This window comes from Paraburkholderia tropica (assembly GCF_014171495.1).
GTDB classification, from domain to species: Bacteria; Pseudomonadota; Gammaproteobacteria; order Burkholderiales; family Burkholderiaceae; genus Paraburkholderia; species Paraburkholderia tropica.
The window spans coordinates 376,142-400,818 of the sequence record NZ_CP049135.1 but is presented as its reverse complement, the minus strand read 5'-3'; the positions used below and the strand labels follow the sequence as shown (position 1 = coordinate 400,818).

27 protein-coding genes are annotated in these 24,677 nt (G+C 62.7%); 14 read left to right on the top strand and 13 right to left on the bottom strand.

Annotated elements, in window-relative coordinates:
* The 4 genes from G5S35_RS16570 (at nucleotide 1) to G5S35_RS16555 (ending at nucleotide 2,936) form a co-directional block, all read left to right on the top strand.
* The gene (locus G5S35_RS16570; RefSeq protein WP_124261754.1) at nucleotides 1-999 is read left to right on the top strand and encodes a formamidase; all 999 of its coding nucleotides are present in this window, start codon (nucleotides 1-3) and stop codon (nucleotides 997-999) included.
* Nucleotides 1,000-1,005: 6 nt separating this feature from the next.
* Nucleotides 1,006-1,671, top strand: coding sequence for a cysteine hydrolase family protein (locus G5S35_RS16565; RefSeq protein WP_065058370.1), 666 nt, complete (start codon nucleotides 1,006-1,008; stop codon nucleotides 1,669-1,671).
* A 35-nt stretch (nucleotides 1,672-1,706) separates the two neighbouring features.
* Nucleotides 1,707-2,129 carry an oxalurate catabolism protein HpxZ gene (gene hpxZ, locus G5S35_RS16560; protein ID WP_110329599.1) on the top strand — a complete coding sequence of 141 codons (423 nt, stop codon included), beginning with the start codon at nucleotides 1,707-1,709 and terminating at the stop codon, nucleotides 2,127-2,129.
* A gap of 117 nt (nucleotides 2,130-2,246) precedes the next feature.
* Entirely contained in the window at nucleotides 2,247-2,936 is a 690-nt protein-coding gene (locus G5S35_RS16555; protein ID WP_065058371.1) for a GntR family transcriptional regulator, read from the top strand.
* Nucleotides 2,937-2,942: 6 nt separating this feature from the next.
* Here the strand turns inward: G5S35_RS16555 and G5S35_RS16550 are convergent, their stop codons facing one another.
* From G5S35_RS16550 to G5S35_RS16535, 4 genes are read right to left on the bottom strand one after another with little or no spacing between them, the layout of a single operon-like run.
* Nucleotides 2,943-3,662, bottom strand: a complete 720-nt coding sequence (locus tag G5S35_RS16550; protein WP_065058372.1) for an amino acid ABC transporter ATP-binding protein — start codon at nucleotides 3,660-3,662, stop codon at nucleotides 2,943-2,945.
* Nucleotides 3,649-4,299, bottom strand: coding sequence for an amino acid ABC transporter permease (locus G5S35_RS16545; RefSeq protein ID WP_124261755.1), 651 nt, complete (start codon nucleotides 4,297-4,299; stop codon nucleotides 3,649-3,651). Before G5S35_RS16545 ends, G5S35_RS16550 begins: the two co-directional genes overlap by 14 nt.
* A complete protein-coding gene (locus G5S35_RS16540) occupies nucleotides 4,296-4,973 on the bottom strand; it encodes an amino acid ABC transporter permease (protein ID WP_074987389.1) in 678 nt (225 codons plus the stop codon). Before G5S35_RS16540 ends, G5S35_RS16545 begins: the two co-directional genes overlap by 4 nt.
* A gap of 48 nt (nucleotides 4,974-5,021) precedes the next feature.
* Entirely contained in the window at nucleotides 5,022-5,828 is an 807-nt protein-coding gene (locus G5S35_RS16535; RefSeq protein ID WP_183039218.1) for a transporter substrate-binding domain-containing protein, read from the bottom strand.
* Between the two features lie 703 nt (nucleotides 5,829-6,531).
* Between G5S35_RS16535 and G5S35_RS16530 the strand changes: the two genes are divergently transcribed.
* Both G5S35_RS16530 and G5S35_RS16525 read left to right on the top strand, forming a co-directional pair.
* On the top strand, nucleotides 6,532-7,041 hold the full coding sequence (locus G5S35_RS16530) for a DUF305 domain-containing protein (RefSeq protein ID WP_183039217.1): 510 nt from the start codon (nucleotides 6,532-6,534) through the stop codon (nucleotides 7,039-7,041).
* Nucleotides 7,038-8,516, top strand: coding sequence for a YncE family protein (locus tag G5S35_RS16525; protein WP_183039216.1), 1,479 nt, complete (start codon nucleotides 7,038-7,040; stop codon nucleotides 8,514-8,516). The genes G5S35_RS16530 and G5S35_RS16525 overlap by 4 nt, the downstream gene beginning before the upstream one ends.
* Nucleotides 8,517-8,693: 177 nt before the next feature.
* Here the strand turns inward: G5S35_RS16525 and G5S35_RS16520 are convergent, their stop codons facing one another.
* Both G5S35_RS16520 and G5S35_RS16515 read right to left on the bottom strand, forming a co-directional pair.
* Nucleotides 8,694-9,398 (bottom strand): pirin family protein, encoded by a 705-nt coding sequence (locus tag G5S35_RS16520; protein ID WP_065058378.1) that lies wholly within the window; start codon nucleotides 9,396-9,398, stop codon nucleotides 8,694-8,696.
* A gap of 78 nt (nucleotides 9,399-9,476) precedes the next feature.
* Nucleotides 9,477-10,241: an SDR family NAD(P)-dependent oxidoreductase gene (locus tag G5S35_RS16515; protein ID WP_080180148.1), complete on the bottom strand. Its 765-nt coding sequence runs from the start codon at nucleotides 10,239-10,241 to the stop codon at nucleotides 9,477-9,479.
* Between the two features lie 142 nt (nucleotides 10,242-10,383).
* Between G5S35_RS16515 and G5S35_RS16510 the strand changes: the two genes are divergently transcribed.
* Together G5S35_RS16510 and G5S35_RS16505 are read left to right on the top strand one after the other, a co-directional pair.
* Entirely contained in the window at nucleotides 10,384-10,620 is a 237-nt protein-coding gene (locus G5S35_RS16510) for a hypothetical protein (protein ID WP_065058961.1), read from the top strand.
* A gap of 218 nt (nucleotides 10,621-10,838) precedes the next feature.
* On the top strand, nucleotides 10,839-11,252 hold the full coding sequence (locus tag G5S35_RS16505) for a putative quinol monooxygenase (RefSeq protein WP_074985774.1): 414 nt from the start codon (nucleotides 10,839-10,841) through the stop codon (nucleotides 11,250-11,252).
* 106 nt (nucleotides 11,253-11,358) lie between these two features.
* On the opposite strand, the gene G5S35_RS16500 is transcribed toward G5S35_RS16505, so the two are convergent.
* The gene (locus tag G5S35_RS16500) at nucleotides 11,359-12,321 is read right to left on the bottom strand and encodes an alpha/beta fold hydrolase (RefSeq protein ID WP_065058960.1); all 963 of its coding nucleotides are present in this window, start codon (nucleotides 12,319-12,321) and stop codon (nucleotides 11,359-11,361) included.
* Between the two features lie 299 nt (nucleotides 12,322-12,620).
* On the opposite strand from G5S35_RS16500, the gene G5S35_RS16495 reads away from it, so the two are divergent.
* Complete coding sequence (locus G5S35_RS16495; RefSeq protein ID WP_074985773.1) at nucleotides 12,621-13,376, top strand: SDR family NAD(P)-dependent oxidoreductase; 756 nt, start codon at nucleotides 12,621-12,623, stop codon at nucleotides 13,374-13,376.
* A gap of 313 nt (nucleotides 13,377-13,689) precedes the next feature.
* Complete coding sequence (locus tag G5S35_RS16490) at nucleotides 13,690-14,097, top strand: response regulator transcription factor (protein WP_065058958.1); 408 nt, start codon at nucleotides 13,690-13,692, stop codon at nucleotides 14,095-14,097.
* A 119-nt stretch (nucleotides 14,098-14,216) separates the two neighbouring features.
* On the opposite strand, the gene G5S35_RS40275 is transcribed toward G5S35_RS16490, so the two are convergent.
* The gene (locus tag G5S35_RS40275) at nucleotides 14,217-14,384 is read right to left on the bottom strand and encodes a hypothetical protein (RefSeq protein ID WP_234774886.1); all 168 of its coding nucleotides are present in this window, start codon (nucleotides 14,382-14,384) and stop codon (nucleotides 14,217-14,219) included.
* Between G5S35_RS40275 and G5S35_RS16485 the strand changes: the two genes are divergently transcribed.
* Together G5S35_RS16485 and G5S35_RS16480 are read left to right on the top strand one after the other, a co-directional pair.
* Nucleotides 14,377-16,023, top strand: a complete 1,647-nt coding sequence (locus G5S35_RS16485) for a PAS domain-containing sensor histidine kinase (RefSeq protein ID WP_408585168.1) — start codon at nucleotides 14,377-14,379, stop codon at nucleotides 16,021-16,023. The two genes, G5S35_RS40275 and G5S35_RS16485, sit on opposite strands and share 8 nt — an antisense overlap.
* Nucleotides 16,016-16,669, top strand: a complete 654-nt coding sequence (locus G5S35_RS16480; protein WP_065058956.1) for a response regulator transcription factor — start codon at nucleotides 16,016-16,018, stop codon at nucleotides 16,667-16,669. Before G5S35_RS16485 ends, G5S35_RS16480 begins: the two co-directional genes overlap by 8 nt.
* A gap of 21 nt (nucleotides 16,670-16,690) precedes the next feature.
* Here the strand turns inward: G5S35_RS16480 and G5S35_RS16475 are convergent, their stop codons facing one another.
* Nucleotides 16,691-18,109, bottom strand: a complete 1,419-nt coding sequence (locus G5S35_RS16475; protein WP_183039214.1) for an MFS transporter — start codon at nucleotides 18,107-18,109, stop codon at nucleotides 16,691-16,693.
* Between the two features lie 4 nt (nucleotides 18,110-18,113).
* Nucleotides 18,114-19,859, bottom strand: a complete 1,746-nt coding sequence (locus tag G5S35_RS16470) for an ATP-binding protein (RefSeq protein ID WP_124261761.1) — start codon at nucleotides 19,857-19,859, stop codon at nucleotides 18,114-18,116.
* Between the two features lie 545 nt (nucleotides 19,860-20,404).
* Here G5S35_RS16470 and G5S35_RS16465 point away from each other — a divergent pair.
* Nucleotides 20,405-20,881 (top strand): nuclear transport factor 2-like protein, encoded by a 477-nt coding sequence (locus G5S35_RS16465; protein ID WP_237181424.1) that lies wholly within the window; start codon nucleotides 20,405-20,407, stop codon nucleotides 20,879-20,881.
* Nucleotides 20,882-20,898: 17 nt separating this feature from the next.
* Nucleotides 20,899-21,477 carry a VOC family protein gene (locus G5S35_RS16460; RefSeq protein ID WP_065058973.1) on the top strand — a complete coding sequence of 193 codons (579 nt, stop codon included), beginning with the start codon at nucleotides 20,899-20,901 and terminating at the stop codon, nucleotides 21,475-21,477.
* Between the two features lie 125 nt (nucleotides 21,478-21,602).
* On the opposite strand, the gene G5S35_RS16455 is transcribed toward G5S35_RS16460, so the two are convergent.
* From G5S35_RS16455 to msrA, 3 genes are all read right to left on the bottom strand, one after another.
* Nucleotides 21,603-22,478: an alpha/beta fold hydrolase gene (locus G5S35_RS16455; RefSeq protein ID WP_176080553.1), complete on the bottom strand. Its 876-nt coding sequence runs from the start codon at nucleotides 22,476-22,478 to the stop codon at nucleotides 21,603-21,605.
* Nucleotides 22,479-22,485: 7 nt separating this feature from the next.
* Nucleotides 22,486-23,745 carry a sensor histidine kinase gene (locus G5S35_RS16450; protein WP_124261763.1) on the bottom strand — a complete coding sequence of 420 codons (1,260 nt, stop codon included), beginning with the start codon at nucleotides 23,743-23,745 and terminating at the stop codon, nucleotides 22,486-22,488.
* Nucleotides 23,746-23,901: 156 nt separating this feature from the next.
* Nucleotides 23,902-24,618, bottom strand: coding sequence for a peptide-methionine (S)-S-oxide reductase MsrA (gene msrA / locus G5S35_RS16445; protein WP_176080623.1), 717 nt, complete (start codon nucleotides 24,616-24,618; stop codon nucleotides 23,902-23,904).
* Nucleotides 24,619-24,677: the final 59 nt, after the last annotated feature.

Here is a 24,677-nt window from a genome sequence, read left to right as displayed (position 1 = left end):
ATGAGTTCGAGTGGACTCGGCGGATTGAACCGCTCGCCCGCGGGCGTGGTGATCGGCCTCGTGCAACTGTGCAATCCCGATGTCGAAACGCCCGCGCAACTCGCGGCGCAGACGCAGCGCATCGTCGATCTGGTCGGCAAGGCGCGGCGCAACAACGCGTCGATGGATCTGGTGGTGTTTCCCGAATACGCGCTGCACGGTCTGTCGATGCGCACCGACGACGCGATCATGTGCACGCTCGACGGCCCCGAAGTGGCGGCGTTCAAGGCGGCGTGCGTCGAGCATCGCATCTGGGCTTGCTTCTCGATCATGGAGCGCAATCCGCGCGGTAATCCGTATAACAGCGGCCTGATCATCGACGATCGCGGCGAGATCCGGCTTTACTACCGCAAGCTGCATCCGTGGGTGCCGGTCGAGCCGTGGGAGCCGGGCAATCTCGGCGTGCCGGTGTGCGAGGGGCCGCGCGGCGTCAAGCTCGGGCTCATCATCTGTCACGACGGCATGTTCCCGGAAATGGCGCGCGAAGCCGCGTACAAGGGCGCGGAAGTGATCGTGCGCACGGCGGGCTATACGGCGCCGATCCGTCACGCCTGGCGCATCACCAATCAGTCGAATGCGTTTCAGAATCTCGCGCAGACCGCGAGCGTCTGTCTGTGCGGCAGCGACGGCACGTTCGATTCGATGGGCGAGGGCATGTTCTGCGATTTCGACGGCACTGTCATGGTGGACGGCAGCCATCGTCCCGACGAAATCATCACCTGCGAAATGCGGCCCGATCTGGTGCGCGAGGCGCGCGTGCATTGGGGCGTCGAGAACAATATCTATCAGCTCGGGCATCGCGGCTATGTGGCCGTCAAAGGCGGCGCGCAGGATTGCCCGTACACCTTCATGCAGGACATGGTGCGTGGCGAATATCGTCTGCCGTGGGAAAGCGAGGTGCGCGTGAGCGACGGCACGTCCTGCGGTTTCGCGCCGCCCGAACGCACTTACGAGGGTTGATCGATCATGCCGACACTTGCTGGCGCGCTGCCTTCGCCGTTTGTTTTCGAGGCGCCGAAGACGGCGCTCGTGGTGATCGACATGCAGCGCGATTTCATCGAGCCGGGCGGCTTCGGCGCGGCGCTCGGCAACGACGTTTCGCTGCTGGGCGGCATCGTGCCGGACGTCGCGCGCCTGTTGCATCACGCGCGCGAACGCGGCTGGTTCGTCGTGCATACGCGCGAATCGCATGCGGCGGATCTTTCCGATTGTCCGCCTGCCAAGCGGCTGCGCGGGCAGCCGAGCGCGCGCATCGGCGACGCAGGTCCGATGGGCCGCATTCTCGTGCGCGGCGAGCCGGGTAACGCGATTGTCGACGCGCTCGCGCCGGTCGGCGGCGAACTCGTCATCGACAAGCCAGGCAAGGGCGCGTTCCATGCGACGCGGCTCGGCGAGGAACTGGCCCAGCGCGGCATCACGCATCTGGTGTTCGCGGGCGTGACGACGGAAGTCTGCGTGCAGACGTCGATGCGCGAGGCGAACGACCGCGGTTACGACTGCCTGCTGATCGAGGACGCGACCGCGAGCTATATTCCCGCGTTCAAGGCGGCGACGCTCGCGATGATCCATTCGCAAGGCGGTATCGTGGGATGGACCGCGAGCCTTGCGCAACTGCTGGAGGCCGATGCGTGACGATGCAAACCGGTGAGCAAATGAAAGAGGTCGCGATGATTGACGATCCGGCCATCGTCGCCGAAGTGACGGACGCGTTCGAAGCCTACGAACGCGCGTTGATCGACAATGATGTCGCGGCGATGAACGTACTGTTCTGGGACGCGCCCGAGACGGTGCGCTACGGCATCGCCGAAATCCAGCACGGCGGCGAGGCCATTCGCGCGTGGCGCGAAACGTGCGCGCCGGTGCCGACGTCGCGCCGCCGCCATCGTACGGTGGTGACCACCTTCGGCCGCGACTACGCGACGGTGAGCACCGAATTCACGAGCGATGCGACGCCGCTCGTCGGCCGGCAGATGCAGACCTGGGCGCGGCTCGGTTCGGCTGGCGCGCCGTTCGGAGGCTGGATTATCGTGGCCGCGCACGTGAGTCTGATCGAGCCGCCGGATGCGGCGGCCTGCGAAGCGCGCGCGTAAGCTGCAAGGCGACGAGTAACGGGCAGGAGAGTAGTCATCGAACCGAAACGGCAAACCGAAACGAAGCAGGCGGACGCGACGGACGCGCCCGACGACACGAGCGCCGGCGACGCGAAAGTGGTTTATGGCGCGAATCCGCTGGCGGAGCAGGTCTATCAGCGGCTCAAGCACGATATTTTCGATTTCCGGCTGTTTCCCGGCGATCGTTTTTCGGAAACCGATATCGCGCAGCACTATGGCGTCTCGCGCACGCCGATGCGCGATGCGCTGTTTCGGCTGCTGCGCGAAGGCTATCTCGAAGTGGGATTCCGGCGCGGCTGGAAAGTCTGCGATATCGACTTCGAGCGGCTCGATCAGCTCTACGATCTGCGTATCGTGCTGGAACTCGCCGCGATCGACCGCGTAGCGAGCGCGCGGCCGCCGCATCCCGCCATCGAGGCGCTCAAGGCGCTCTGGTGCGTCGCGCCCGACGCGCGCGAGAGCGATCCGGCGCGGATGTTCCGGCTCGACGAGGGGTTTCATCGTGGTTTGGTCGAAGCGACCGGCAACGCGGAAATGCTGCGGGTTCACAACGAAGTGACCGAGCGTATCCGCATCGTGCGGCGCCTCGATTTCCTGAAACCGCATCGCACCGATGCGACCTACGACGAGCACGCGACCATACTCTCGCTGATCGAGCGCGGCAAGACCGCCGAAGCGGGCATTCTGCTGCGCGCGCACGTCACGCAGAGCAAGCTGGAGGTGCGCAAGATCACCGTATCGATGCTTGCGCAGGCGCGACATAGCAAGCTGCCTTTCGTGACTTGAACGGCGCTATTGAATGAAGCGCCGCAATTCCACCGTCTCAGGCTGCTCGAAAATGGTCTCCGGCGGGCCGCTCTCCCACACGCGGCCTTCGTGCATGAAGACGACGGTATCGCTCACGGCGCGCGCGAAACGCATTTCGTGCGTGACCATAATCAGCGTCATGTGCTCGCGCGCGAGACTTTCCACCACGCTCAGCACTTCGCCCACGAGTTCGGGGTCGAGCGCCGAGGTGATTTCATCGCACAGCAGCACGCTCGGTTTCATCGCCAGCGCGCGGGCGATCGCCACACGCTGCTGCTGACCACCCGAAAGCTGCTCGGGAAGCGCATCGAACTTGTTGCCGAGTCCCACGCGTTCGAGCATCTGCTGCGCCGTCTCGCGCGCGGCGGCGCGCGACGTTTTCTTGACGACGGTCTGCGCGAGCATCACGTTCTGGCCGGCCGTGAGATGCGGGAAAAGGTTGTATTGCTGGAACACCATGCCGACCTTCAGCCGCAGTGCGCGCAGGTCGGCGTGGCGTGCATCGACGTGTTCGCCATCGATTTCGATCGAACCGGCGTCGATGCTTTCGAGGCCGTTCAGTGCGCGCAGAAACGTGCTTTTGCCGGATCCGCTGCGGCCGATGATGCTCACGACCTGACCGCGCTCCACGCTGAGGTCGATGCCCTTGAGCACATGATTGGCGCCGAATTGTTTTTCGACGCCCTGGGTTTTAACGAGCGGCATGCCATTTCCTTTGCAGCGAGCGTGCGTAGCGCGTGAGCGGGTAGCACAGGACGAAGTAGATCAGCGCGACGAGGCCATAAACGAGAAACGGGCGGAACGTCGCGTTCGAGATGATCGTTCCGGCCTTGGTGAGTTCGGCGAAACCGATGATCGAGACGAGCGCCGTGTCCTTGATCGCCTGCACGCCGAAGCCCACGGTCGGGCCGACGGCGATGCGCGCCGCTTGCGGCAGGATCACGTGGCGCAGTTGCTCGAAGTAATGCATCGCGAGACTGGAGGAGGCTTCCCACTGGCCTTTGGGCACCGCTTCCACGCAGCCGCGCCAGATTTCGGCGAGATAGGCGCTCGTGAAGAACGTGAGGCCGAGCGTCGCGGCGACCCAGGGCGACACGTCCACGCCCACGAGCGGCAAACCGAAGAACACGATGAACAGCTGCAACAGCAGCGGCGTGCCCTGAAACACCTCGATGTAGATCCGCACGATCGCGCGCAGCGCACGCGAACTGGACACGCGCATGACGAGCAGGACAAGACCGAGCGCCCCGCCCGCGACGAACGACACGAGCGAAAGCAGCACGGTCCAGCGCGCGGCCAGCAACAGCCCTTCGAGGATTTGCGCGAATGTGAATTCGATCATCGCGTGCCTCGCGGGCTGCGTGCGAACAGCTTGCGGCCGGCCGCGTTGAGTACGGCGCGCAGCACGAGCGCCATCGCCAGATAAATCCCCGCGATCAGGAAATACGTTTCGAACGCGCGGAAATTGCGTGACTGCACGTAGCTCGCGGCGTACGTGAGATCGGCGACGGAAATCTGCGAGACGACAGCCGAGCCGAGCATGGTAATGACGATCTGGCTCGTGAGTGCCGGAAAGACCTTCGCGAAGGCTTGCGGCAAGAGCACGTGCACGAACGTTTCGCGCGGCGACATGGCGAGCGCGGCGGCAGCCTCGCGATGCCCGCGCGGCACGGCGTCGATGCCCGCGCGCAGAATTTCCACGGCGTACGCACCAAGATTGAGCGTCATCGCGAACACGGCCGCCGTGTATTCGCCGATATGCACGCCGAGCGCGGGCAAGCCGAAGAACACGAAGAACAGTTGCACGAGAAACGGCGTATTGCGGACCGCTTCGACATAGCAGTGAACGATCGCACGCGCAGCCGCATGGCTGCTTTGGTACACGGCGGCGCCCGCCACGCCAAGACTCACGCCGAGCGCCGTGGAGGCGGCGGTGAGTGCGAGCGTGACGGCCGCGCCGGACGCGAACATGCCGCTATAGGCGGCAAGGTCGCCGAACTGAAGCTGATAGCTCATGAACGGAAAAGGAGTTTCGCGGTGATGACGCGCGTGGCGCGCGAGGCCTTAGAGATTGGCGGGCAGCGGCTGGCCAAACCACTTTTTCGACATCGCCTGGAGCGCGCCGTCCTTCTTCGCTTCGTCGATCGTGGCGTTGACCTTCGCGAGCAGTTGCGGCTCGTTCTTGTTGAGCCCGACGAAGCAGGGCGAGTCCTTGATGACGAACTTCATCTGCGGTTCGCGCGGCGGATGCTTCGCGAGAATCGCCGCCGCCACGATGTTGCCCGCGGCGATCAACTGAACCTGGCCGGAGAGAAAGGCCTGGATGGTCGCATTGTTGTCGTCGAAACGGCGGATGGTCGCGTTGGGCGCCATGTTGGTGAGCGCCACTTCCTCCAGCGCGCCGCGCGTCGCGCCCACGGTCTTGCCGGTGAGGTCGGCCGGGCCGCTTACCTTGATGTCGGCGGGGCCGAACACGCCCTGGAAATACGGCGCGTAAGGCGTCGAGAAGTCGATCACCTTTTCGCGGTCGGGCGTCTTGCCGAGCGAGGAGATCACGAGATCGACCTTGTCGGTCTGGAGATACGGAATGCGGTTGCCGCTGTTCACGGGCACGAGTTGCAGCTTCACCTTCATGGACTTCGCGAGCAGCGCGGCCATGTCGATGTCATAGCCTTGCGGCTGCATGTCGGGGCCGACCGCACCGAACGGCGGATAGTCCTCCGGCACCGCCACGCGCAGCGTGCCGCGCTTCTGGATCGCGTCGAGCGCGTCAGCGTGCGCGCTGGGCGCGGCGAAAACGGCAAGTACGGGCGCGCTCAGCAGCGCGGCGAGCAGGCGTCGGCGCGACGCGAGTGTTTGGACGAGAGCCATCCTGTGATCCCTGGAAAGGTGGTGGGCGCGACTGGGTGTTGCGCGGCAGGCGATGCTCTAAGCAAGGCGCGAGCCAACCGAAGCGGGGCGGGCGTGTACGGGAAGCCGACGGGAAATGACGGGCGAGGAATTCGTGTTAACGGCGCGCCGATTCACAGGTTTGGTGCATTGAATCGGGGGAGTTTGGGGAGATGCAAACCTGAGGCATACGGCGAGTGCGTTTCCAATTAGAGCGGGACCCGAGTGGGCCAACTTATCGAAGCACCGCACGGGTCATCGTGATGAAGGACTGCGCCGGCGCCTGATGTCGAGGCAAACTGTGAGGTCGATCGGCGGTTTATTCTCAATAATTGTCAGCCCGCAATCGCTGTAGACAAGTCTTGTCACGTATGCGTATGCATTCTTCACGTCGCGCAAGCGCGATGTCTCTGTGATCCGAATTCGACACCGTTAAAGCGCGTTCAGGGGGCGGAGAAGGCGAGGCTGCCATAGCCGCTCGCGAACGGGACATTCACTTTTCTTAAGAAGCGTTAAGTCTTCGGCTAATGACAGTCACCGGGGAGGGCGATAGATTCAGCGGTCGCGATATATCGTCGGTGATCTGGTCTCGATCACGAGGACCCGCCGCGGTGCACACCCGTCATGCTGGAATAAAGCAGCGAATGACGGTGTTAGCGACCATGAACAGCACCAGGGGAAACGCATGCGTCCAGCCAGTACATCGAGGCCACTCATACTCGTGGTCATTGCGATGGCTTCGTGTTTATCGATCGCTTCAACCGCATATTCAGGCGAATTGTTGAATCCGCCGGCAGCATCGGAGACGTCATTTCTAAAAGAAAACGACGTGGCGATGTCGAAGATGATGGACGGCATGTCCGTGCAGCCATCGGGTGATGTCGATCACGATTTCGTCGCGATGATGATTCCGCATCATCAAGGCGCGATCGATATGGCGCAAGCCGAACTCAGGTATGGCCGCAACGAGCAACTGCGCCGTATCGCGCAGGAAATCATCGTCGAACAGCAGCAGGAAATTGTGGCCATGCGCGTCGCGTTGGGGCAGTCGCTTCCGCTGTCGTCGCCGTCGCCTGACCAGATTCACCCCAGCCAGGCCACCGGGCCCGACCATTCGTCGATGCCCATGAACATGCATATGAACATGCCCATGGACTCGCCGGCATCGACGTCAAATCATGAGGAACAGAAATGAGTGCACGTGTATTGACGTTGCGGACCATCGCCTTCGCTGCGGCTTTGGCCGCATCGAGTCTCGCGTCGGCCGGGCAGGTTCCGGGCGCCGACAGTGCGCCCGACATTCGTGTCAGCCACCACGATCGGGTTTATGCGGCCGAGCAGTTCTCCAACACGGTTTCGGTTACCGATCCCGCAGACAATCGGCTGCTCGGCGTAATCCGACTCGGCGATCCCGCGCCGACGAACTTTAGTCCGCTCTACCGTGGCCAGGTTCTGGTTCACGGCATGGGTTTTTCGCCCGATCACAAGACACTCGCGGTCGTCTCCATCGGATCGAACTCGGTTTCGTTTATCGATACCGAGACCAATGCCGTCAAGCACGTGACGTACGTTGGGCGTTCCCCGCATGAGGCGTTCTTCACGCCCGATGGGAAGGAGGTCTGGGTGACTGTGCGCGGCGAGAACTATGTCGCGGTTCTCGACGGAACGACTTACGAGGAAAAGACACGTATTACCGTTCCGGCCGGCCCCGGTATGCAGATATTCTCGCCCGATGGTAAGTATGGCTACGTTTGTTCGTCCTTCAATCCGGAGGTCGACGTGATTTCGGTGGCCGATCACCAGATCGTCGGCAAGGTACCGCAAGCCAGTCCGTTTTGCCCGAACATTGCCGCCAGTCCGGATGGCAAGCAGGTCTGGTTCACGCTCAAGGATGTCGGCAAGACGCAGGTGTTCGAGGCGAAGCCGCCGTTCGATTTGCTCAAGACGCTGGACACCGGCCCGATCACCAATCATGTGAATATCGTCGAGAACGCGCAGGGGATGTTCGCGTACGTGACGGTGGGCGGCCTGAACGAAGTGAAGGTGTTCCGTACCGACAACTACGAGCAGGTCGCGACGATCCCGGTCGGCAATCTGCCGCATGGCATCTGGCCTTCGGGAGACGGTGCGCGCGTGTATGTCGGGCTGGAAAACGCCGATGCGCTCGCCGCCATCGATACGCTGACCAACAAGGTGATTGCGCAGGTGCCGATTGGCCAGGCGCCTCAAGCTGTCACGTATGTTCCCGGCGCGGTGGCCGAGGGTGACGGCATGCAAAACCTTCAGCCGCTCGGTGTCGCCGGCAATACCGCTCATCTCTATCTTGGCGCGGCGGGCGCGCACGCATCGGGCGCGGAGAATTTCCCGACAAGCGTTGCGCTTTTCGATCAGGGCTTGCTGCAGGTGCTTCAGGCGTCCGTGACGGGCCTGAAACCGAAGCAACCCTATGTCCTTGGTCTGGCTGACCGCGCGGACGGCAGCGGACGCATCGATGCGCTGGCGAACTTCATGACCAATCCCGCTGGCTCCGCCATCGTCAATGCGATTGGTCAGATACGGCAAGTCGTTTCGGTGAATGCGCCGCAAGCGGACGCGGGGCGGCGCTATCTCGTGATCGTGCCGTTGATCGATGGTCACACCGGATCGCCGGTGCAGGTTCAGGCGCTTTAATCGGGCACGTGGGCAGGGGCGCGCTGCGTGCCCCTGCTACGGGCCATGCTTACGCTGACTGTCGCTTGCATGCGCATGCTCATCGCTCCCGGCTGAAGCCGATTCCGGACGAACCGTTTCAGGTCGTACCGCCGACGCGAGGACCCGTGGACTTGCCGGAGTCGGGCATCCTCGTACTCATAGCAATTCGACAATCACGACGTCGGTGTCCTGGTGAGCCGTGAGTGAAATTTCGCGTTCTCGCCGGATAGCAACGCCATCGCGAGCGCCGACGCGCAGTGACCCGACATCGATGTCCCCGTGGTCCGAGACAAGATACGCTGTCCGCGTACCGGACATCGTTCGCTTGACGCTTGCTCCCGCTCGCAGCGTGGCAACCATGACCCGAGCGTCTGCGTTGATGGGTAACGCGCCTGTTCTCACGTCACCCGGATCGCCGCTCGCCAGCGTAACGAAGCGGCCTTCGCGATATTCGCGCGCGCAGGCTCGCGTGGCCCAGCGCGGCGTGCCGCCTGGCGTACGCGGGCGCAACCAGATCTGGAACAGTCGCGCGGGCTTGTCTTCGTCGTTGCGCTCGGCGTGAAAGATCGTCGATCCCGCGCTCATGACCTGCACGGAATCGGCGACGAGGCGCGCGCGATTGCCCGCATCGTCTTCATGCGTGATCGCGCCCGAGCGCACCCACGTGACGATTTCCACGTCGCGGTGCGCATGGAGGCCGAAACCCGAGTGCGGCGCGAATTCGTCGTCGTTCCAGACGTGCAGCGGGCCGAGCGGCGCATGCTCCGCGCGCCCGATGTCGCCGACGCGGAAGTGCAGACGCGCATGCAGCCAGTCGCGCCGGAGCACGCCGAGCGAATGAAAAGGGCGGTGTTCGATCATGATGAAACTCCGTTCGAATGTGCCGGGCGGGCAGGGCGCGCTCGATTCCTGCGCGCCCCGAATGCGCCCGCATCACACTCAGATCTGCTGCTGGCCGCCATCGACGAACAGTTCGACGCCGTTCACGAAGCTCGCGTCGTCCGAGGCGAGGAACAGCGCGGCGCTGGCGATTTCGTTCGGCTCGCCCAGACGGCCCATCGGGATCTGCGCGGCCAGGTAGTCGGCGAGACCCTGGCGCTGGGCGGCGTCGTCGCCGGCGAGGTCGAGCAGGCCGGGCGTGCGGGTCGCGCCGGGGCTGATCGTGTTCACGCGGATCTGGCGGTCCTTGAGGTCGAGAATCCAGTTGCGGGCGAACGAACGCACCGCCGCCTTCGACGCCGCATACACGCTGAACGCCGCCGTGCCCGCGCTGCCCGCCGTCGAGCCCGTGAGAATCACCGATGCGCCCTTCGTCAGCAGCGGCAGCGCCTTTTGCACCGTGAACAGCACGCCCTTTACGTTGCGATCGAAGGTGTCGTCGAAATGTTCTTCGGTGATGTTGCCGAAGGGCAGCATCGAGCCGCCGCCTGCGTTCGCGAACAGCACGTCCAGATGGCCATGCTCCTCCTTGATCTGGGCGTAGAGCGCGTCGAGTTCGTTCAGCTTCGTCGAATCGACGCGTACGCCGGTCGCCTGGCCGCCGGCTTCGCGGATGCTCTTGACGGCGGCATCGAGTTCGGCCTGACGACGGCCCGTGAGGTAGACATGCGCGCCTTCGGCGGCGAAGCGCTGGGCGGTGGCGAGGCCGATGCCGCTGGTTGCGCCGGTGACGAGGGCGATCTTGTTGTCGAGTTTGCGTGCCATGGTGAAGCTCCTTGTGTTTCGTTCAGTGGATGTTTGGGTTGGGTGTTGCGTGCTGCGATGTGAGAAGAATATCGACGGGCCGGTCTTTTCGAAATAGAATTGATTGCAATCCAACGTTGCAGAAATGAAAAGATGAGGGGAAATGGCGAAGCTGCCTGATTTCGAAGGACTGGCGATGTTCGCGAAGGTCGCCGAGGAGGGCTCGTTCGCGGCGGCGGCGCGCGTGACATTGCCTGAAGGTGTGCATGGCACGCTGCCGTGCTGCGGAGTCTCTGTAATCGTCGGCGCCCGGTCGCTCGCTTTTGAACCGCTGAGCGCTAAAACCGGAGCACTCGAATCAGGCAGCGCGCTTATCGCTACGCGATACAGAAAGGCTTGAATCGATTTCAGAACGATTAATCGGCTTTCAAAGACTCTCGGTTCGCTCGTCCGTTAATCTAGGTGTCGACAGCAGTCATCGCGCACACGCCGGCCTGAATTTAAATAGCGGGTTCTTTTATCGGCAGGCATGCGGTGTTGCGAGTATCGAGGCGCGAATTTGAAACTATCGCGCTTGCGCGGTCGCACATTGCGACGGCAAATCAAACAGAGGAAGCAATGAACACGATCGCAAACGCCAGCGCTTACAGCGCGCAATTCCCCGATCATGGCCAATCCGCAGCGGATCACGACAAGAATTTGCCGACCGCCATTATCGTTACGGCCTACTATCGCGTTCACCCGGAAGATCGCCAGATCTTCGTCGATGCGGTCATTCCGGAAATGACCGCGGCGCGGCAGATGCAAGGGTGCATTTACTACGCGTTTGCCCCCGACCTGACCGATCCCAACCTGTTCCATCTCGTGGAAGGGTGGGCCGATCAGGAGGCGTACGAGCGTCACGAGAGCGCGGACACCTTCCTGACTGCCTTGGCGACGGTGGTGAACAACGTACGCATTCTCGACCGCCAGGGCGTTCGTTACGAAGTCGCACGCCAGATCATCGACGACCCGCGGGACAAAGTGTCCTGATGCGGTCTCGCAAGAGCAGCGGCCCGCTTGGCGCGCCGCATAGGAAAACGGCCGCTGTTCTCGCGAACAGCGGCCGTTTTTTCGTGCCTCGCGGCTTCTGGCCGGGTTACTTCTGCACGAACGCCAGCAGATCGGCATTGATCGTGTCGGCGTTCACCGTCAGCATGCCGTGCGGAAAGCCGGGGTAGGTCTTCAGCGTGCCGTTCTTCAGCAGCTTGATGGATTTCAGCGCCGCATCGGCGATCGGCACGATCTGGTCGTCTTCGCCGTGCAGCACGAGGGTCGGCACGGTGATCGCCTTCAGGTCGCCCGTCTGGTCGGTTTCGGAGAACGCCTTGATCCCTTCGTAGTGCGCCTTGGCGCTACCCATCATGCCCTGACGCCACCAGTTCTGGATCACGCCCGGATAGACCTTCGCACCGGCGCGGTTGAAGCCGTAGAACGGGCCGGTCGGCACATCGAGGAAGAACTGCGCGCGGTTTTCGGCGAGCGCCTTGCGGAAGCCGTCGAACACTTCGATCGGCAGACCTTCCGGATTGCTCTCGGTCTTCACCATCAACGGCGGCACCGCGCTGACGAGCACGGCCTTCGCGACGCGTCCCGACGGCTGGCCGAACTTCGCGACATAACGCGCGACTTCGCCGCCGCCGGTCGAGTGACCGATGTGAACCACATTGCGCAGATCGAGCGCTTCGACCACGGCGAACGCGTCCGATGCGTAGTGATCCATGTCGTGGCCACCGGACACCTGGGCGGAGCGACCGTGACCCCGACGATCGTGAGCGACCACGCGGTAACCCTTCGACAGGAAAAACAGCATCTGCGTATCCCAGTCGTCCGACGAAAGCGGCCAGCCGTGATGGAACATGATCGGTTGAGCGTCCTTCGGACCCCAATCCTTGTAATAGATCAGCGTGCCGTCTTTGGCGCGCACGAAGCTTTCGTCGTGGCCGTGTCCGCCATGCTCGTTCGACGCACCCTTGCCGCTCGCCGAAGCGGCGGCCGCGCTGACCGGCGCGCTGGCTGCAGCGGCAACCGCGCCGGCTACGCCGACCGTCGCGGTCAGCATCTTGCGTCGGGAAACTTTTGCCCCGTCGATCGCAGTTTCGATATTCACGTTTTTCTCCGTTTGCCGTGTGGATGTAAAGGGCTGACCATGCATCCCAAACCCTGGCGAGGACGTTACCGAACCGGTTACACGCTGTCCTGATCGCCGTATTAAAAGTTCTTAATTCTTGTGGGCAGGCTGGCCGGGTTTTTATGCTTTTCACCTCGACGGCGGCTTTAAGAAAGCTTAACGGGCGATCAGGACTTTCAGGCTCGAGATCTCTATCGTTGCCAGCATCGACATTCACTCGAGGAGGCAACATGAGCAGCAAGCTGAACGGAAAAGTCGCATTGGTCACGGGCGGTACGACGGGTATCGGGCTCGCGGCGGCGAAGGATCTGGCCAATGCCGGCGCAGTGGTCTACATCACGGGCCGTCGTCAGGCCGAACTCGACAAGGCGGTGGCGGAAATCGGCCAGAACGCACGCGGCGTGCGAGGCGACGTCACGCAGATGTCGGACCTCGACGCGCTCTACGCACAAATTCGCAGCGAAACGGGCAAGCTGGATGTGCTGTTCGCCAACGCCGGCGGCGGCACGATGGCGCCGCTGGGCGACATCTCCGAACAGCATGTCGACGACACGTTCAACCGCAATGTGCGCGCGCTCGTCTTCACGGTGCAAAAAGCGCTGCCGCTGATGCCGAAGGGCGCGTCGATCGTGCTGACGGGGTCCACCGCCGGTTCGAAGGGAACGCCGGCGTTCAGCATCTACAGCGCGTCGAAAGCCGCGGTGCGCGCGCTGGCGCGAAGCTGGGTCTATGACCTCAAGGAGCGCGGCATTCGCGTGAATGTCGTCGCGCCGGGGCCGATCCGCACCGGTGGGCTCGCCGAACTCGGCGGGACCAGCAAGGAAGCGCAGGACGGCCTGCTCGCCTACATGGCTTCGCAGGTGCCGATGGGCCGTCTGGGCGAGGCGTCGGAAGTGGCCAGGGTCGTGACCTTTCTGGCCTCCGACGATTCGAGCTTCGTCAACGGCGCCGAAGTGTTCGCCGACGGCGGTATCGCGCAGGTCTGAACGCGCCTGATCGAAAACGCGGCTGGCGGCGTGCGCGGATTGTGCTGATTGCGCTGATTGTGCCGAGCTCGCCGCCGGTTCGCGTGGACCAGGTCAGTTCGGGAAAACGGAAGAAGCCGGAGACAATTGTGCGGGCAACCACAGCAGTAAGCGTTGCCTGGACCGGGCGCGCGCCTCGACGGGGCGCGAGGAAATCATACTTTTAGCTGGTTTCCGACTTGGGGCGCCTACAGTACCATACGACCTGACTTGCCGACTCGGGGCGTGTGCCGTTCCGCCGTCTTCAACCAGAAAAGACCAAGGACCCCCCAGCGTGTCTGCTCATCATGTCGTTTTGATCGTCGAGGACGATGCATCCGTCCGGGAGGCCACGCGCAGCCTCGTTCGCTCGCTCGGCTGGGAGGTCCGTACCCATGCGTCGGCGGAAGAGTTTTTGCGTGTCGAAACGCTGGAGGACGTGGCATGTATCATTTCCGACGTCCAGATGCCGGGCCTGTCGGGCATCGAGATGTATCGCCGCCTGCTCGAACGCGGTACGCCGCCGCCGATCATTTTCATCACTGCGTTCGCCTCCGGCTTGCTGTTGCGGCAAGCGCGTGAAGTCGGCGCGTTGTGCGTATTCAGCAAACCGGTCGATGCCGCGCAGATCGGCGAGCGCCTGGACGCCATTCGCGCCGCCGGCGCAGAAGGGCGCCAGCAGAGCCGCCCCGACGGCGTCTGAGTGTCACGGGCTCGTCCCATTCTTTCGCTGATCCGCATGACACCACCGCCAACCCAAGACAGCAATCGATGGCTCGAAGCCGGAGCGGGCGGCGGCCCGCTGGGCAACGTCCGCATCGTCTATGCGCTTGCCTTGATGGTGGGGCTCGGCGTATTCATGGTCGACGCTTTCGCGCCGCTGAATATTGCGGTCGCGGTGCTGTACGTCGTGGTCGTGTTGCTGGTGTCGTCCGTTGCGTCGACTAGCGTCACCGTCGCGGTGGCGTGGTTGTGCGTGGCAATGACCATGCTCGGATTCCTGATTTCGCAAAACGATCCGGTCGCGCCCAGTTCGATCGCGCGCTGCGCAGTGAGCCTGAGCGCGTTGATCGCCGTGTCGATTCTGGCGGTGCGCAATCAGGGCGTGCACGCCACGCTGCGCCATCACGTCGATTTGCTCAACCTCACGCACGATGCCGTCGTCGTCTACGGGCTCGATGATCGCATCACATTCTGGAGTCACGGTGCCGAGCGCCTGTACGGATGGCGTGCGGCGGAAGCGCTCGGTCGGCGCCTGCACGAACTCACCGCGACGCAAGGCGCTGTCGCCGACAGCGAAATCCACCAGCAGACCCTCAAGAGCGGTCACTGGCATGGTGAACTCAAGCGCGTGCGCAAGGATGGCGCGACCGTTCGGGTGGCGAGCCGCGTGATGCTGTCGCGCGACCGCTGGGGCCGCCCCGTCGGCATACTCTCGACCGACGACGACATCACGGAAACGCGCCGCATGGAGGTCGAATTGCGCGAGCAGAAGGAAGAACTGCTCGCGACGCTGGACGCGATCCCCGCCATGGTTTGGAGTTCGTTCGACGACGGCCGGCCGACTTACGTGAATCAGCGCTGGAGCGAATACGGCATCGACACCCGTTGCGAAGGCGATGTGTGGCCCGACATTCTGCATCCGGACGACCTTGCCGACGTCCAGTCAGCGTGGGGCGAGGCGATCGAGCGGGGCAGCCATTTCGAGCGCACCGCGCGCATCCGGCACCGGGACGGCAGTTATCGATGGACCGTCATCGCGTCGGCGCCGCTGCGTGGGGCCGACGGGCGCGCCAAGGCGTGGTATGGCGTCAATACCGACATCGATGCATTGCGCAAAGCCGAGCAGGCGCTCGACCGTTCGCGTAACGAGCTCGCGCATACGACCCGTGTCTCGATGCTCGGCGAACTGGCGGCGTCGATCGCTCACGAGGTGACGCAGCCGCTGGCTGCGATCGTCACGGCCGGCGAGGCCGGGCTGCGATGGCTCAATCGCCATCCGCCGGAACTGGCCGAAGTGCGCGCGTCGATTGAGCAAAGCACAAGCGACGCGAGGCGCGCCACCGAAGTCATTCGCCGGATTCGCACGATGGCCAGGAAGCGCGACGCGGATATCACCGATGTCGACGTCAATGGGATCATCGAGGAATCGGTCGAGCTTGTGCGCCGCGAAGTGAGCAGCCACGGTGTCGAGATGTCGGTGATGCTCGCGGAGATGCCGCTCGTCGTGTGCGGCGATCGCGTGCAACTTCAGCAGGTGGTGATCAATCTGCTGATGAATGGCGTGCAGGCGATGGCCAATATTTCCGATGGCGCGAAGCTGACGGTCATCACGGTGCGCTGCGAAGGGGCGGCCCGGGTGCAGATCGACGACACCGGTCACGGCATCAGCGAGGCCGACGCAAAAATGCTCTTTACGCCGTTCTTCACGACGCGCAAGGACGGCATGGGCATGGGACTGTCGATCTGCCGTTCGATCGTCGAAGCTCACGGCGGACGAGTCTGGGCCGAAAATAACAAAAGAAGGGGGGCGCGGATGCAGTTCACATTACCGCTCGCGCAGCGCGCGATGCAACAACCGACAGAGAATCCGGTGCTCGCAATTTCTGGGGATACAACCGATGAATGATGAATACACCGCTGCGCAACCGCTCGCGCAGTCGCTCGTTTATGTCGTCGACGACCACGACTCGATGCGTGCGGCCATTAGCACGCTGTTGCGCTCGGTCGATCTTAACGTGCAGGCATTCGCGTCGGCACAGGAGTTCCTGGCGCTCGAGAAGCCCGATGTGCCCAGTTGCCTGATTCTCGACGTGCGTCTCAAGGGGCAAAGCGGGCTCGCGGTCCAGGATCAGATCGTTGCCGGCGCATCGGGTCTGCCGATTATCTTTATCACCGCGTATGGCGACATCGCCATGTCGGTGAAGGCGATGAAGAACGGCGCTTCCGATTTCCTCGCCAAGCCGTTTCGCGACCAGGACCTGCTCGATGCCGTCTCGAACGCGTTGCTGAAAGACCGCGAGCGCCGCGCCGCGGACGGCGAGGTGGCCGAATTGCGCAACCGCTACGCGGCGTTGACGCCGCGCGAGCGCGAAGTGATGGCGTTCGTGACGGGCGGGCTGATGAACAAGCAGATCGCCGCGAAGATGGACGTCAGCGAGATCACGGTAAAGATCCATCGCAAGCATGCAATGGTGAAGATGAATGCGAACTCGCTGGCCGATCTCGTGTTGAAGGCGCAGGCGCTCGGCATTAGTGCGCCAATGACGCGTTGAATGCGCGCTGACGCCTCGCCTTCACGGATCGACTCGGCACTTCGGTAAAAGCAGTGTCAGCAGCATGCCGAGCAGCAAGCAGCCGCTGATCGCCACGACCGGCAGAAGCAGGCCGCCGGAACTCTGCTTCAAATGGCCGACCATGTACGGTCCGAAGAAGCCGCCGAGATTGCCGATTGCGCTGATCCACTCGATCCCGGTCGCTGCCGCAGCGGGGCTGAACACCGCGGTCGGCATGCTCCAGAATACCGGCGGCATCGACAGCAGGCACGCGTTTGCGATGCAGAGCCCCAATACGGACAGGTACAGGTGCTGGTGCAACAGCGCCGACATCGTCAAACCGAGCGCGGTGATCAACATCAGCACGGCCAGGTGAAGGCGCCGCTCGCGGAGCCGATCGACGCTGCGTCCGACCGCGATCATCACGCCGATGGCCACGACGTTGGGGAGCGCCGCGACCAGGCCGACCTTGAAATCGCCGCTCACGCCGAGCGACTGGATGATGGTCGGCGCCCACAGCGTGTATCCGTAGATGGCAAACACAACCACGAAATAGATCGCGCAGAATGCCCACACGAGCCCATTGGTGTAGATCGCATCGGGTGGGAACGAGGGCGCGGCCGGATTGTGCCGGAGTGCGCTCGCGAGCTGCGCGCGGTCTGCGGGCGCGTTGCGCTGGCTCAGCGTCACATCGTCGTCCAGCCGCATCCAGCAGAACAGCGCGGCGAGAAAGGCCGGCACCGACTCGACGATCAGCATCCACTTCCAGCCGGCGATCTGCATCACACCGTCGAGGTGTTGCATGATAAAACCGGCCAGCGGCGCACCGATGACGCCCGAGAGCGGCAGCGCGACATAGAAGATCGACAGCACGCGCGCGCGGTGATAGCTCGGGAACGACTGCGAGATGTAGTAGACGATGCCAGGCACGAGTCCCGCTTCGGCGATACCCAGCAGATAGCGCATCACGTAGAACTGCTTCGGCGTGGCGATCAGCGCCGTGAGCGCAATCACGACGCCCCACGAGACGATGATGCGTGTAAGCCAGCGGCGCGCGCCGACGTACTGAAGAATCATGTTGCTGGGCACTTCGAATACGACGTAGCCGAGCGAAAAGGCGCCCGCGCCGAAGCCGAATACCGCATCGGAAAAACCGAGCTGGCCATTCAGTTGTAGTGCCGCGAAACTGACGTTGACGCGATCGATGTACGCGGCGAGGTACGTGAAGACAAGTACCGGCAGGGTTTGCCACGCAAGGCGGCGGCAGATGCGCCATTCGGCGCTGGCGGCGTCGGTGGTGGGCGCGCAGGCTTCGGGGTGTGTTTGCGCTTGTGCGTACTCTTGTGCCGAACTCACGTGCAGTTCCACGTTGCTCTCCCCAAGGTATGCGGACGGTGTGGCGTCGATGCCGGTGCCTGTCCACGCCGTGGTGATTGCCATGGGATCAGGAGCGTTCTCGTTGTGTGCGTCGCTTGCCCTGCGCGAGACAGAACACGCTCGGCACACGGCAGCTTGCGGCGATTTTCGCACGTCCGTCGCAGGTTCGCTGATGCAGGTGATTTGCCGGCTCGCGCGCGACTCGGCGGTCGCGTCGTGGCGGCGACGCGCCGTGCACGGGCGACTTTCCTGGGCGTAACGGGACAACCGGAACGGCGACATCCGCGTGGGCGATTGCGGTGTGGGCGATTGCTGGGTGGTCGGTAAACGAACGGGAGGCGCAAACCGGCGGCGTGTGCAACGAATCGATTGCCGCTTCCTCGCGCGGACGCGGTGCGAACTCGATCACGATGGCAGCGTCTTCTGCCTGACTGGCTTCGCCTGGTTGCGAAACCCCGGCCACCGGCAAGCTGTGCATAAATGCTCGCAAAGTATGCGGCAGACGATAGCGCCGTCCGTTGAGATGCGATGTCGTTTCAACTTCGACGAGCGACTTCGAAACCAGCGACGCCAACGCGTCCAGCATTTGTTCGTTGTCGAGCGCGCCGTGTCCGGCGATCGCGCAAGCCGTTTCGATCGTAAAGCTGTCGGGCAGCGCTGCGAGCCGGGAGAGCGCGCTGCGTTCTTGCGCGGCGAGTCGCGCGCAGCTCCACGCATAAGCCGCTGCCAGCGAGCGATGGCGCGCGGGCGCGTCGCGTCTCGCATTGCCGAGAACCAGCCATTGCTCATCGGTCAGTTCAAGCATGCCTAATGGTCCCAGCGTGGCGGCGCGCGCAGCCGCCACTTCGAGTGCGAGCGGATTGCCGCCGACGCGCCTGCATAGCGACGCGACGACATTGAGCAGGTTCTGTCCGTGTTCGCCCGTTTGCCGCGCGCCGTCTCCGATCGTCTCCTGTAGCGTCTCTTGCAGACGCTGCATGAAAAGGCGCACGGCCGGTGCGCCGGCCACGTCGGCGTCGCTTCCTGCGGCGTCGGGGGTGCCGAGGGGCGGCACCCGCCACGTCCGTTCGGCGGAGATCTGGAGCGGCTCGCGGCTGGTCGCGACGAGGTGAATCCGCGTGCCGAACGTCGACAACGTCTGACAAAGGGACGCGACTTCATCGATGAATCGATCGCAGCCATCGAACACGATGAGCGCGGGGCGCTGCGCGACAGTGGCGACGATCGCCGCTCGGTCGTGCGGCAAGGGCAGTCCGAATGCCGTGGCGAGCGCGCCCACCACCGAGGTCCCGGGCGCCGCGTCGGCCAGATCGATGAAGAAAGTTCGCATATCGCCGGTGCTCGCGCGCTCACGCACGAGTTCGCGCGCGAGACTGCTTTTGCCGATGCCTGGCGCACCGACCAGCGTCAACAGCGCCTCGCTGTCGACAAGCGCGTGCAGTTCCGCAAGCTCGCGTTCGCGGCCGACTAGCGCATGGGGCGCCGTGAGTCCGGGAGACGCGGTGCGTGGCTCGCGCTCGCGCGGTTCAGGCGGCGTCAGGCGATAGCCACGCCCGGAATCTGTGCGAATCCATCCGTGCTTGCCGCCGAAAAGCTTGCGCAATTCGCAGACATGGACGTGGATATTATTGTCGACGACAAAAGTCCGCGGCCAGACGACGCGCATGATTTCGTCCTTGGTGACGAGACGCCCGCGAGCGTTGATTAACAGTTCAAGGATGTCGAACGCGCGCGTGCTGAGCGAATGCCGCTGGCCGCCGAGGAACACCTCGCGGCTTTCAAGACAGACGCTGACCCGGTCGAACGTGTACATGTTCGGCTCACTAGCGGTTAAGTCGTTGGAGTGTCGTTTGTGTCGCTGTTCGACGATTGCCGGGCGTTAAAAAGCGGCAATGGTCGATTGACTGTACCGATGCTATTTCCTCAAGGTGAATGGGTCCATAGTCCTTAAGTGTTAAATGCACTCAGGATGCGCCGGTGAGCCCACGGCCGGCGCGCGCGGCGCGTGGTGAAGCGTTGCAATTCTGGCCAGCCATCCTTGCATTTCGCGACGGAAATCCTGGGGAATCGCCGCTTTCATTGCATGGCTGGCGTTATACAAAAGTATAAGTAGACGTTGCTCCAGCGAATTGCCTGATTAATTGCTCACGTGCGTTTAAGCATCGTTGAAACACGCCAGGCTTATGCGTCCCACGATCTGGACATTTAAAACCCGGGCGATTGGTGCGTCGACCGTGAACATACGCAGTGCCGAGCGACGCAGTCGACGCTTAAGAACAATTAATCCGCCAGCAAGGACTGCGTGGCGCTGCATCGGTAATCTCGCTTCCGTTTGAAAAGAAGAGAACCGATCGAGCTATGCAAAACATGATTCGCCGGGTTGTTTTTATCACGGCTCTTATGGCGCCGGGCGCTACGTTTTACGTGGCACCCTGCGCCGCACACTCAGAGGAAACGACGCGTATGGAAGCCCGCGATCAAGACGCCCGTGACGCGCAGCATCTGATTGATCTGCACTTCGAGATCTGGAACGACCCCAATCCCACCAGCCGTGCCGCGAAGTTTCCGCTGGTGTATTCGCACCATTTCTTCGTCGCCGACGAATCCGGCGTGGCAACCGGCTATGAAGCGGTTGGCCGCTTGATCGAACAGTTGCGAGGCAGCCACGAGGGTTTTGTGTTCACGCCCGACCCGATCGCGTGGAATCACGGCCTGGGCCGGGTCACCTGGGGTTACGGTCCGCGCGACAACCCGAATCTGGTGCGCGGCGAAGACATTTTCACCATCAAGGACGGCAAGCTCGCGAGCGCGCGCGTCTTTCTCAATCGCAAATGAAAGAAGGAAAAGGCATCATGAAGAAGTTCATCCCCAATGTTCTGGCCGCACTGGCTCTGCTAGGCGGGGCAGGCGCGCATGCCGCCGGGGTGAAAGCGGTCGGTGTCGATCACGTGGGCGTCAGCGTGCCGGATCTCGCGCAAGCCGAGGCGTTTTTCTCCGACACGTTCGGCTGTGTGCCGGTTACGCACATTGGACCGTTCGATCTGACCCATATGTCGGGTGGCTTCGTGCCGCGCGCCGATAGCGTCGACATTGCCATGATCCGCTGTGGCACAGGCTCCAATATCGAGCTGTTCCAGTATCGCAACTCAAAGGGCAGCAATGAGATGCCGAAGGCGGAAGATATCGGCGCATCGCATATTGCGTTTTATACCGACGATATCGCGGGCGCGGTCGCCTATCTGAAGTCGCGGGGCATCACCGTGCTGGGCGATCCGGTCACGATGTCCTCGGGCGATACGGAAGGCGAAACGTGGGTGCACTTTCGCTCGCCGTGGGGATCGGAACTGGAACTGGTTAGCTATCCGCATGGAAAAGGCTACGAGAAACACGCGAAGATCAAGCTGTGGAATCCGTCCAGACCCACGGAATAATGTGGCGCGGCCTTCGTTGATCCCGGCGGCGCGCGTTTGAATGTCCGCGCTGTGCGCCGTCTGGCTGGCGCATCCATTGAATCGGGTGCGCCAGCGGTCACCGTGTGGCCGTCGGATCTGGCGGCTCAGTTCCAGTCTGCTGTGACGTCGTCGAGCCAGGCCGCGATGGCATGATTCACCTCGTCCTTGCGGTCCTGCATGATCCAATGTCCGGTATCGGACCACGCCTCGACTTTGGACTTGGGATGTGCAAACCAGGCGCGCATGAGTTCGGCTTGCTCCGCATCGCGGCTCAGGTGATAGACGGGCGTGGTGAGGCTTCGGCAGAACGCCGCGCTCGCTTCTCCCATGCCGATCTGATCGTCACCGAAATAAAGCGGTCCAAACGAATCGCGAACGACATGCAAGGGCATGCCTCGCACGCGCCGCGCGTGCCAGCACTTCAGTGCCGGGTCGGTGTCGCGATCGTAGAGGAGCGTGAACAGCGCCGGCGCCAACTCGCGGGCGTCACCCGTTTCCAGATCGTGCGTGGTCTTTGCAAGGAAATCGGCGGCAGCATTCGATACACCGAGTGATCCGTCCACCGAGACAACCGCGCCGACGAGATCCGGGCGTTGTGCGGCAAGCCGCGCGGCGACCTGCGCGCCCATCGAGTGCCCGACGAGCACGAATCGTTGGCCCGGGTAATGCGTCGTCATGAAGGCTTCGAGGTCCGCGACGTAGTGCGAGGGCGCATACGTGCCTGGCGGCGTCACCTCCGATCGGCCATGCCCGCGCAAGTCGACTGCGATCACGCGATACCGGGTTTCGAAGTACGGCAACTGCCACATCCAGTCATGGGAGTCGCACGTCCAGCCATGAATGAACATGACGCAGACGCCGCTGCCGGTTTCGGTTGCGAAAAGCGTCGCGGGAGAATGCATGAGTGTGTGAGGCCTTGCGTCGTGCGCTGGGTCGGTCGCCCGCGGCGCATCGAGTGATGAATGGACTGCTTTCGTCATCCAGGGTTTATCGATGGGTGCCGTCGACGGCCGTCGTGGGGACCGTGAAACGGAAGCACGTGCCGGCGGCCGTGGAGCTTTCGACCCAGATACGGCCGCCGTGCGCGTCGATGATCGACCGGGCCACTGCGAGGCCCATGCCCATGCCGTCGACTTTGGTCGTGAAGAACGGTTGAAATAGCGAGTCCAGCGTCTCGCTGCTCATGCCCGAGCCCGAATCGCAGACTTCGAATAGCGTTTCACCGTTGTCAATGCGCCGGACCGATAGCGACAAGGATCGAATGGTCGAACGGCTCGAATCGATTGCGTGAATGCCATTCAACAGAAGATTGGCCAGCACCTGCTGAATCTGAACGGGATCGGCGAAAATGGTGGCGTCGTCGGCAATTCGCCGTGCAACGGTAATCTCCTTTGCATTGGCTTCCGGCGAAACGAGAAAAAGCGCGGCATCTATTGCCTGGCTGGCGGGCGCGCAAATGGATTGCACGGGAACCTTGCCAAGAAATCCGCGCATTTTCCGGCAGATATCGGTAGCATCGCGCGCCCAGCGCGCCGCATTCTGAATCGACGAGAAAGCCTCTTCGACGTCCGGTATGTCGCGAGTCAGCCAACGGGCAGCGGCATCCGCATAGGTACTGGCGGCCGAGAGCGGTTGAGTGATCTCGTGCAGTATCGATGCCGAAAGTTCGCCGAATAAGGACACGCGTGCAGCACGCGCCATCTCTGCGCGGAGTGCCTGCAATCGATCGTTGTTTTCCTTTTGCTCCGTCACATCGAAAGCATAAAAGCAGAGCCGCCGATAACCTTCTGCGTCGCGGGGCAGCGAGCAGCGCCAGACGATTGGCACCTCCTTGCCCTTGAAGGTGACGAGCGTGCGCTCGCCTTGACATGCCGAACTGCCGTCGAGCATGGCCCGATAGACGACAATGTTGCTTTCGCGATTCGCTGGCAGCAGCTTCCGGGCGGCGTCGAAAAAGACCTCTTTTGAACTGGCCTCGAACAGCTCCAGCACGGCGTGGTTTGCCTCAACGAACGAATGGAGTCCCCGCAACTCGTCGATCGCGTGGGGGTGGGCATCGAAATAGTCGTCGAGATTCGTGACACCCTGGTCGCGTATCGCCTGGATCGCCAGGTAGACGCGATACCAGTCCTCCACCATGATCGGAATAGGCGCCGACAGGAACAGGTCATTGTGGGCGAAGTCCGGCGCCTGGCTGTGCGGTCCGCCGTGCGCGGCGGATTCAGCAACGAAAGGGAACGCCTGCATGCTACGTCAGAGACATAGGTTAATCGTCGAGAGTGATAGTTAGCCTGGCGCAATGGAGAACGCGTTGTGTTCTCAACACACGGGTGACTATACATTAAAAAGTATTGGTTAATCGCCGCTTCACTAATCCGGAATCTCTCCGCTTTACCCGCGCGGCTATGAGGGGGAGTGTGCGGCGGTCTGAAACAGAACCGGCTGGGTTCGATAAAGCGTGGGGAATAGATTCTTCAGTGCATTGACCTTCGGCATGTCGTTAATCGCGATATAGGGGTAATCGGGATGAAGAGCGAGAAAGTTCTGGTGGTAATCCTCGGCGGTATAAAAGCCCTTGAAGGTCTCGATGCGCGTCACAATCGGGCTCGAAAAAACATGTGCGCCCTGTAATTGCGCGATATAGGCTTGCGCCACGTTGCGTTGTTGCGGATTCGTCGGGAAGATCGCCGAGCGATACTGGCTGCCGTGGTCCGGGCCCTGATAGTCGAGTTCGGTCGGATCGTGGGCGACCGAAAAGAACACCTGCAGAATCCTGCCGTAGCTGATCACGGTGGGGTCGAAAGTAATCCGCACCGATTCTGCGTGGCCGGTATCGCCGTCGCTGACGCGTTCGTATTGGGCCGTATCGGCCGCGCCGCCGGTGTAACCGGACGCCACCTGCGTGACGCCGCGCACATGTTCGAACACGCCCTGGACGCCCCAGAAGCAGCCTCCCGCCACGACGGCGGTTTCCGGGTGAACGCCATTCGGATGCTCGTCCTGAACCGGTGCGGGAATCGAGACGGCACGTTCGTCGGAATGGGCGCTGCGCTGCCAGAGCGCGACGGCAAGCAATGCGATAGCCGCGGCGCCGTAACGGGCGAATCGGGTGGAGTGCATGAAAAGCGGTTTCACGATGTCATCCTTGCCGGCGCGAAGCGCGCCCGGCGAACGTGGTG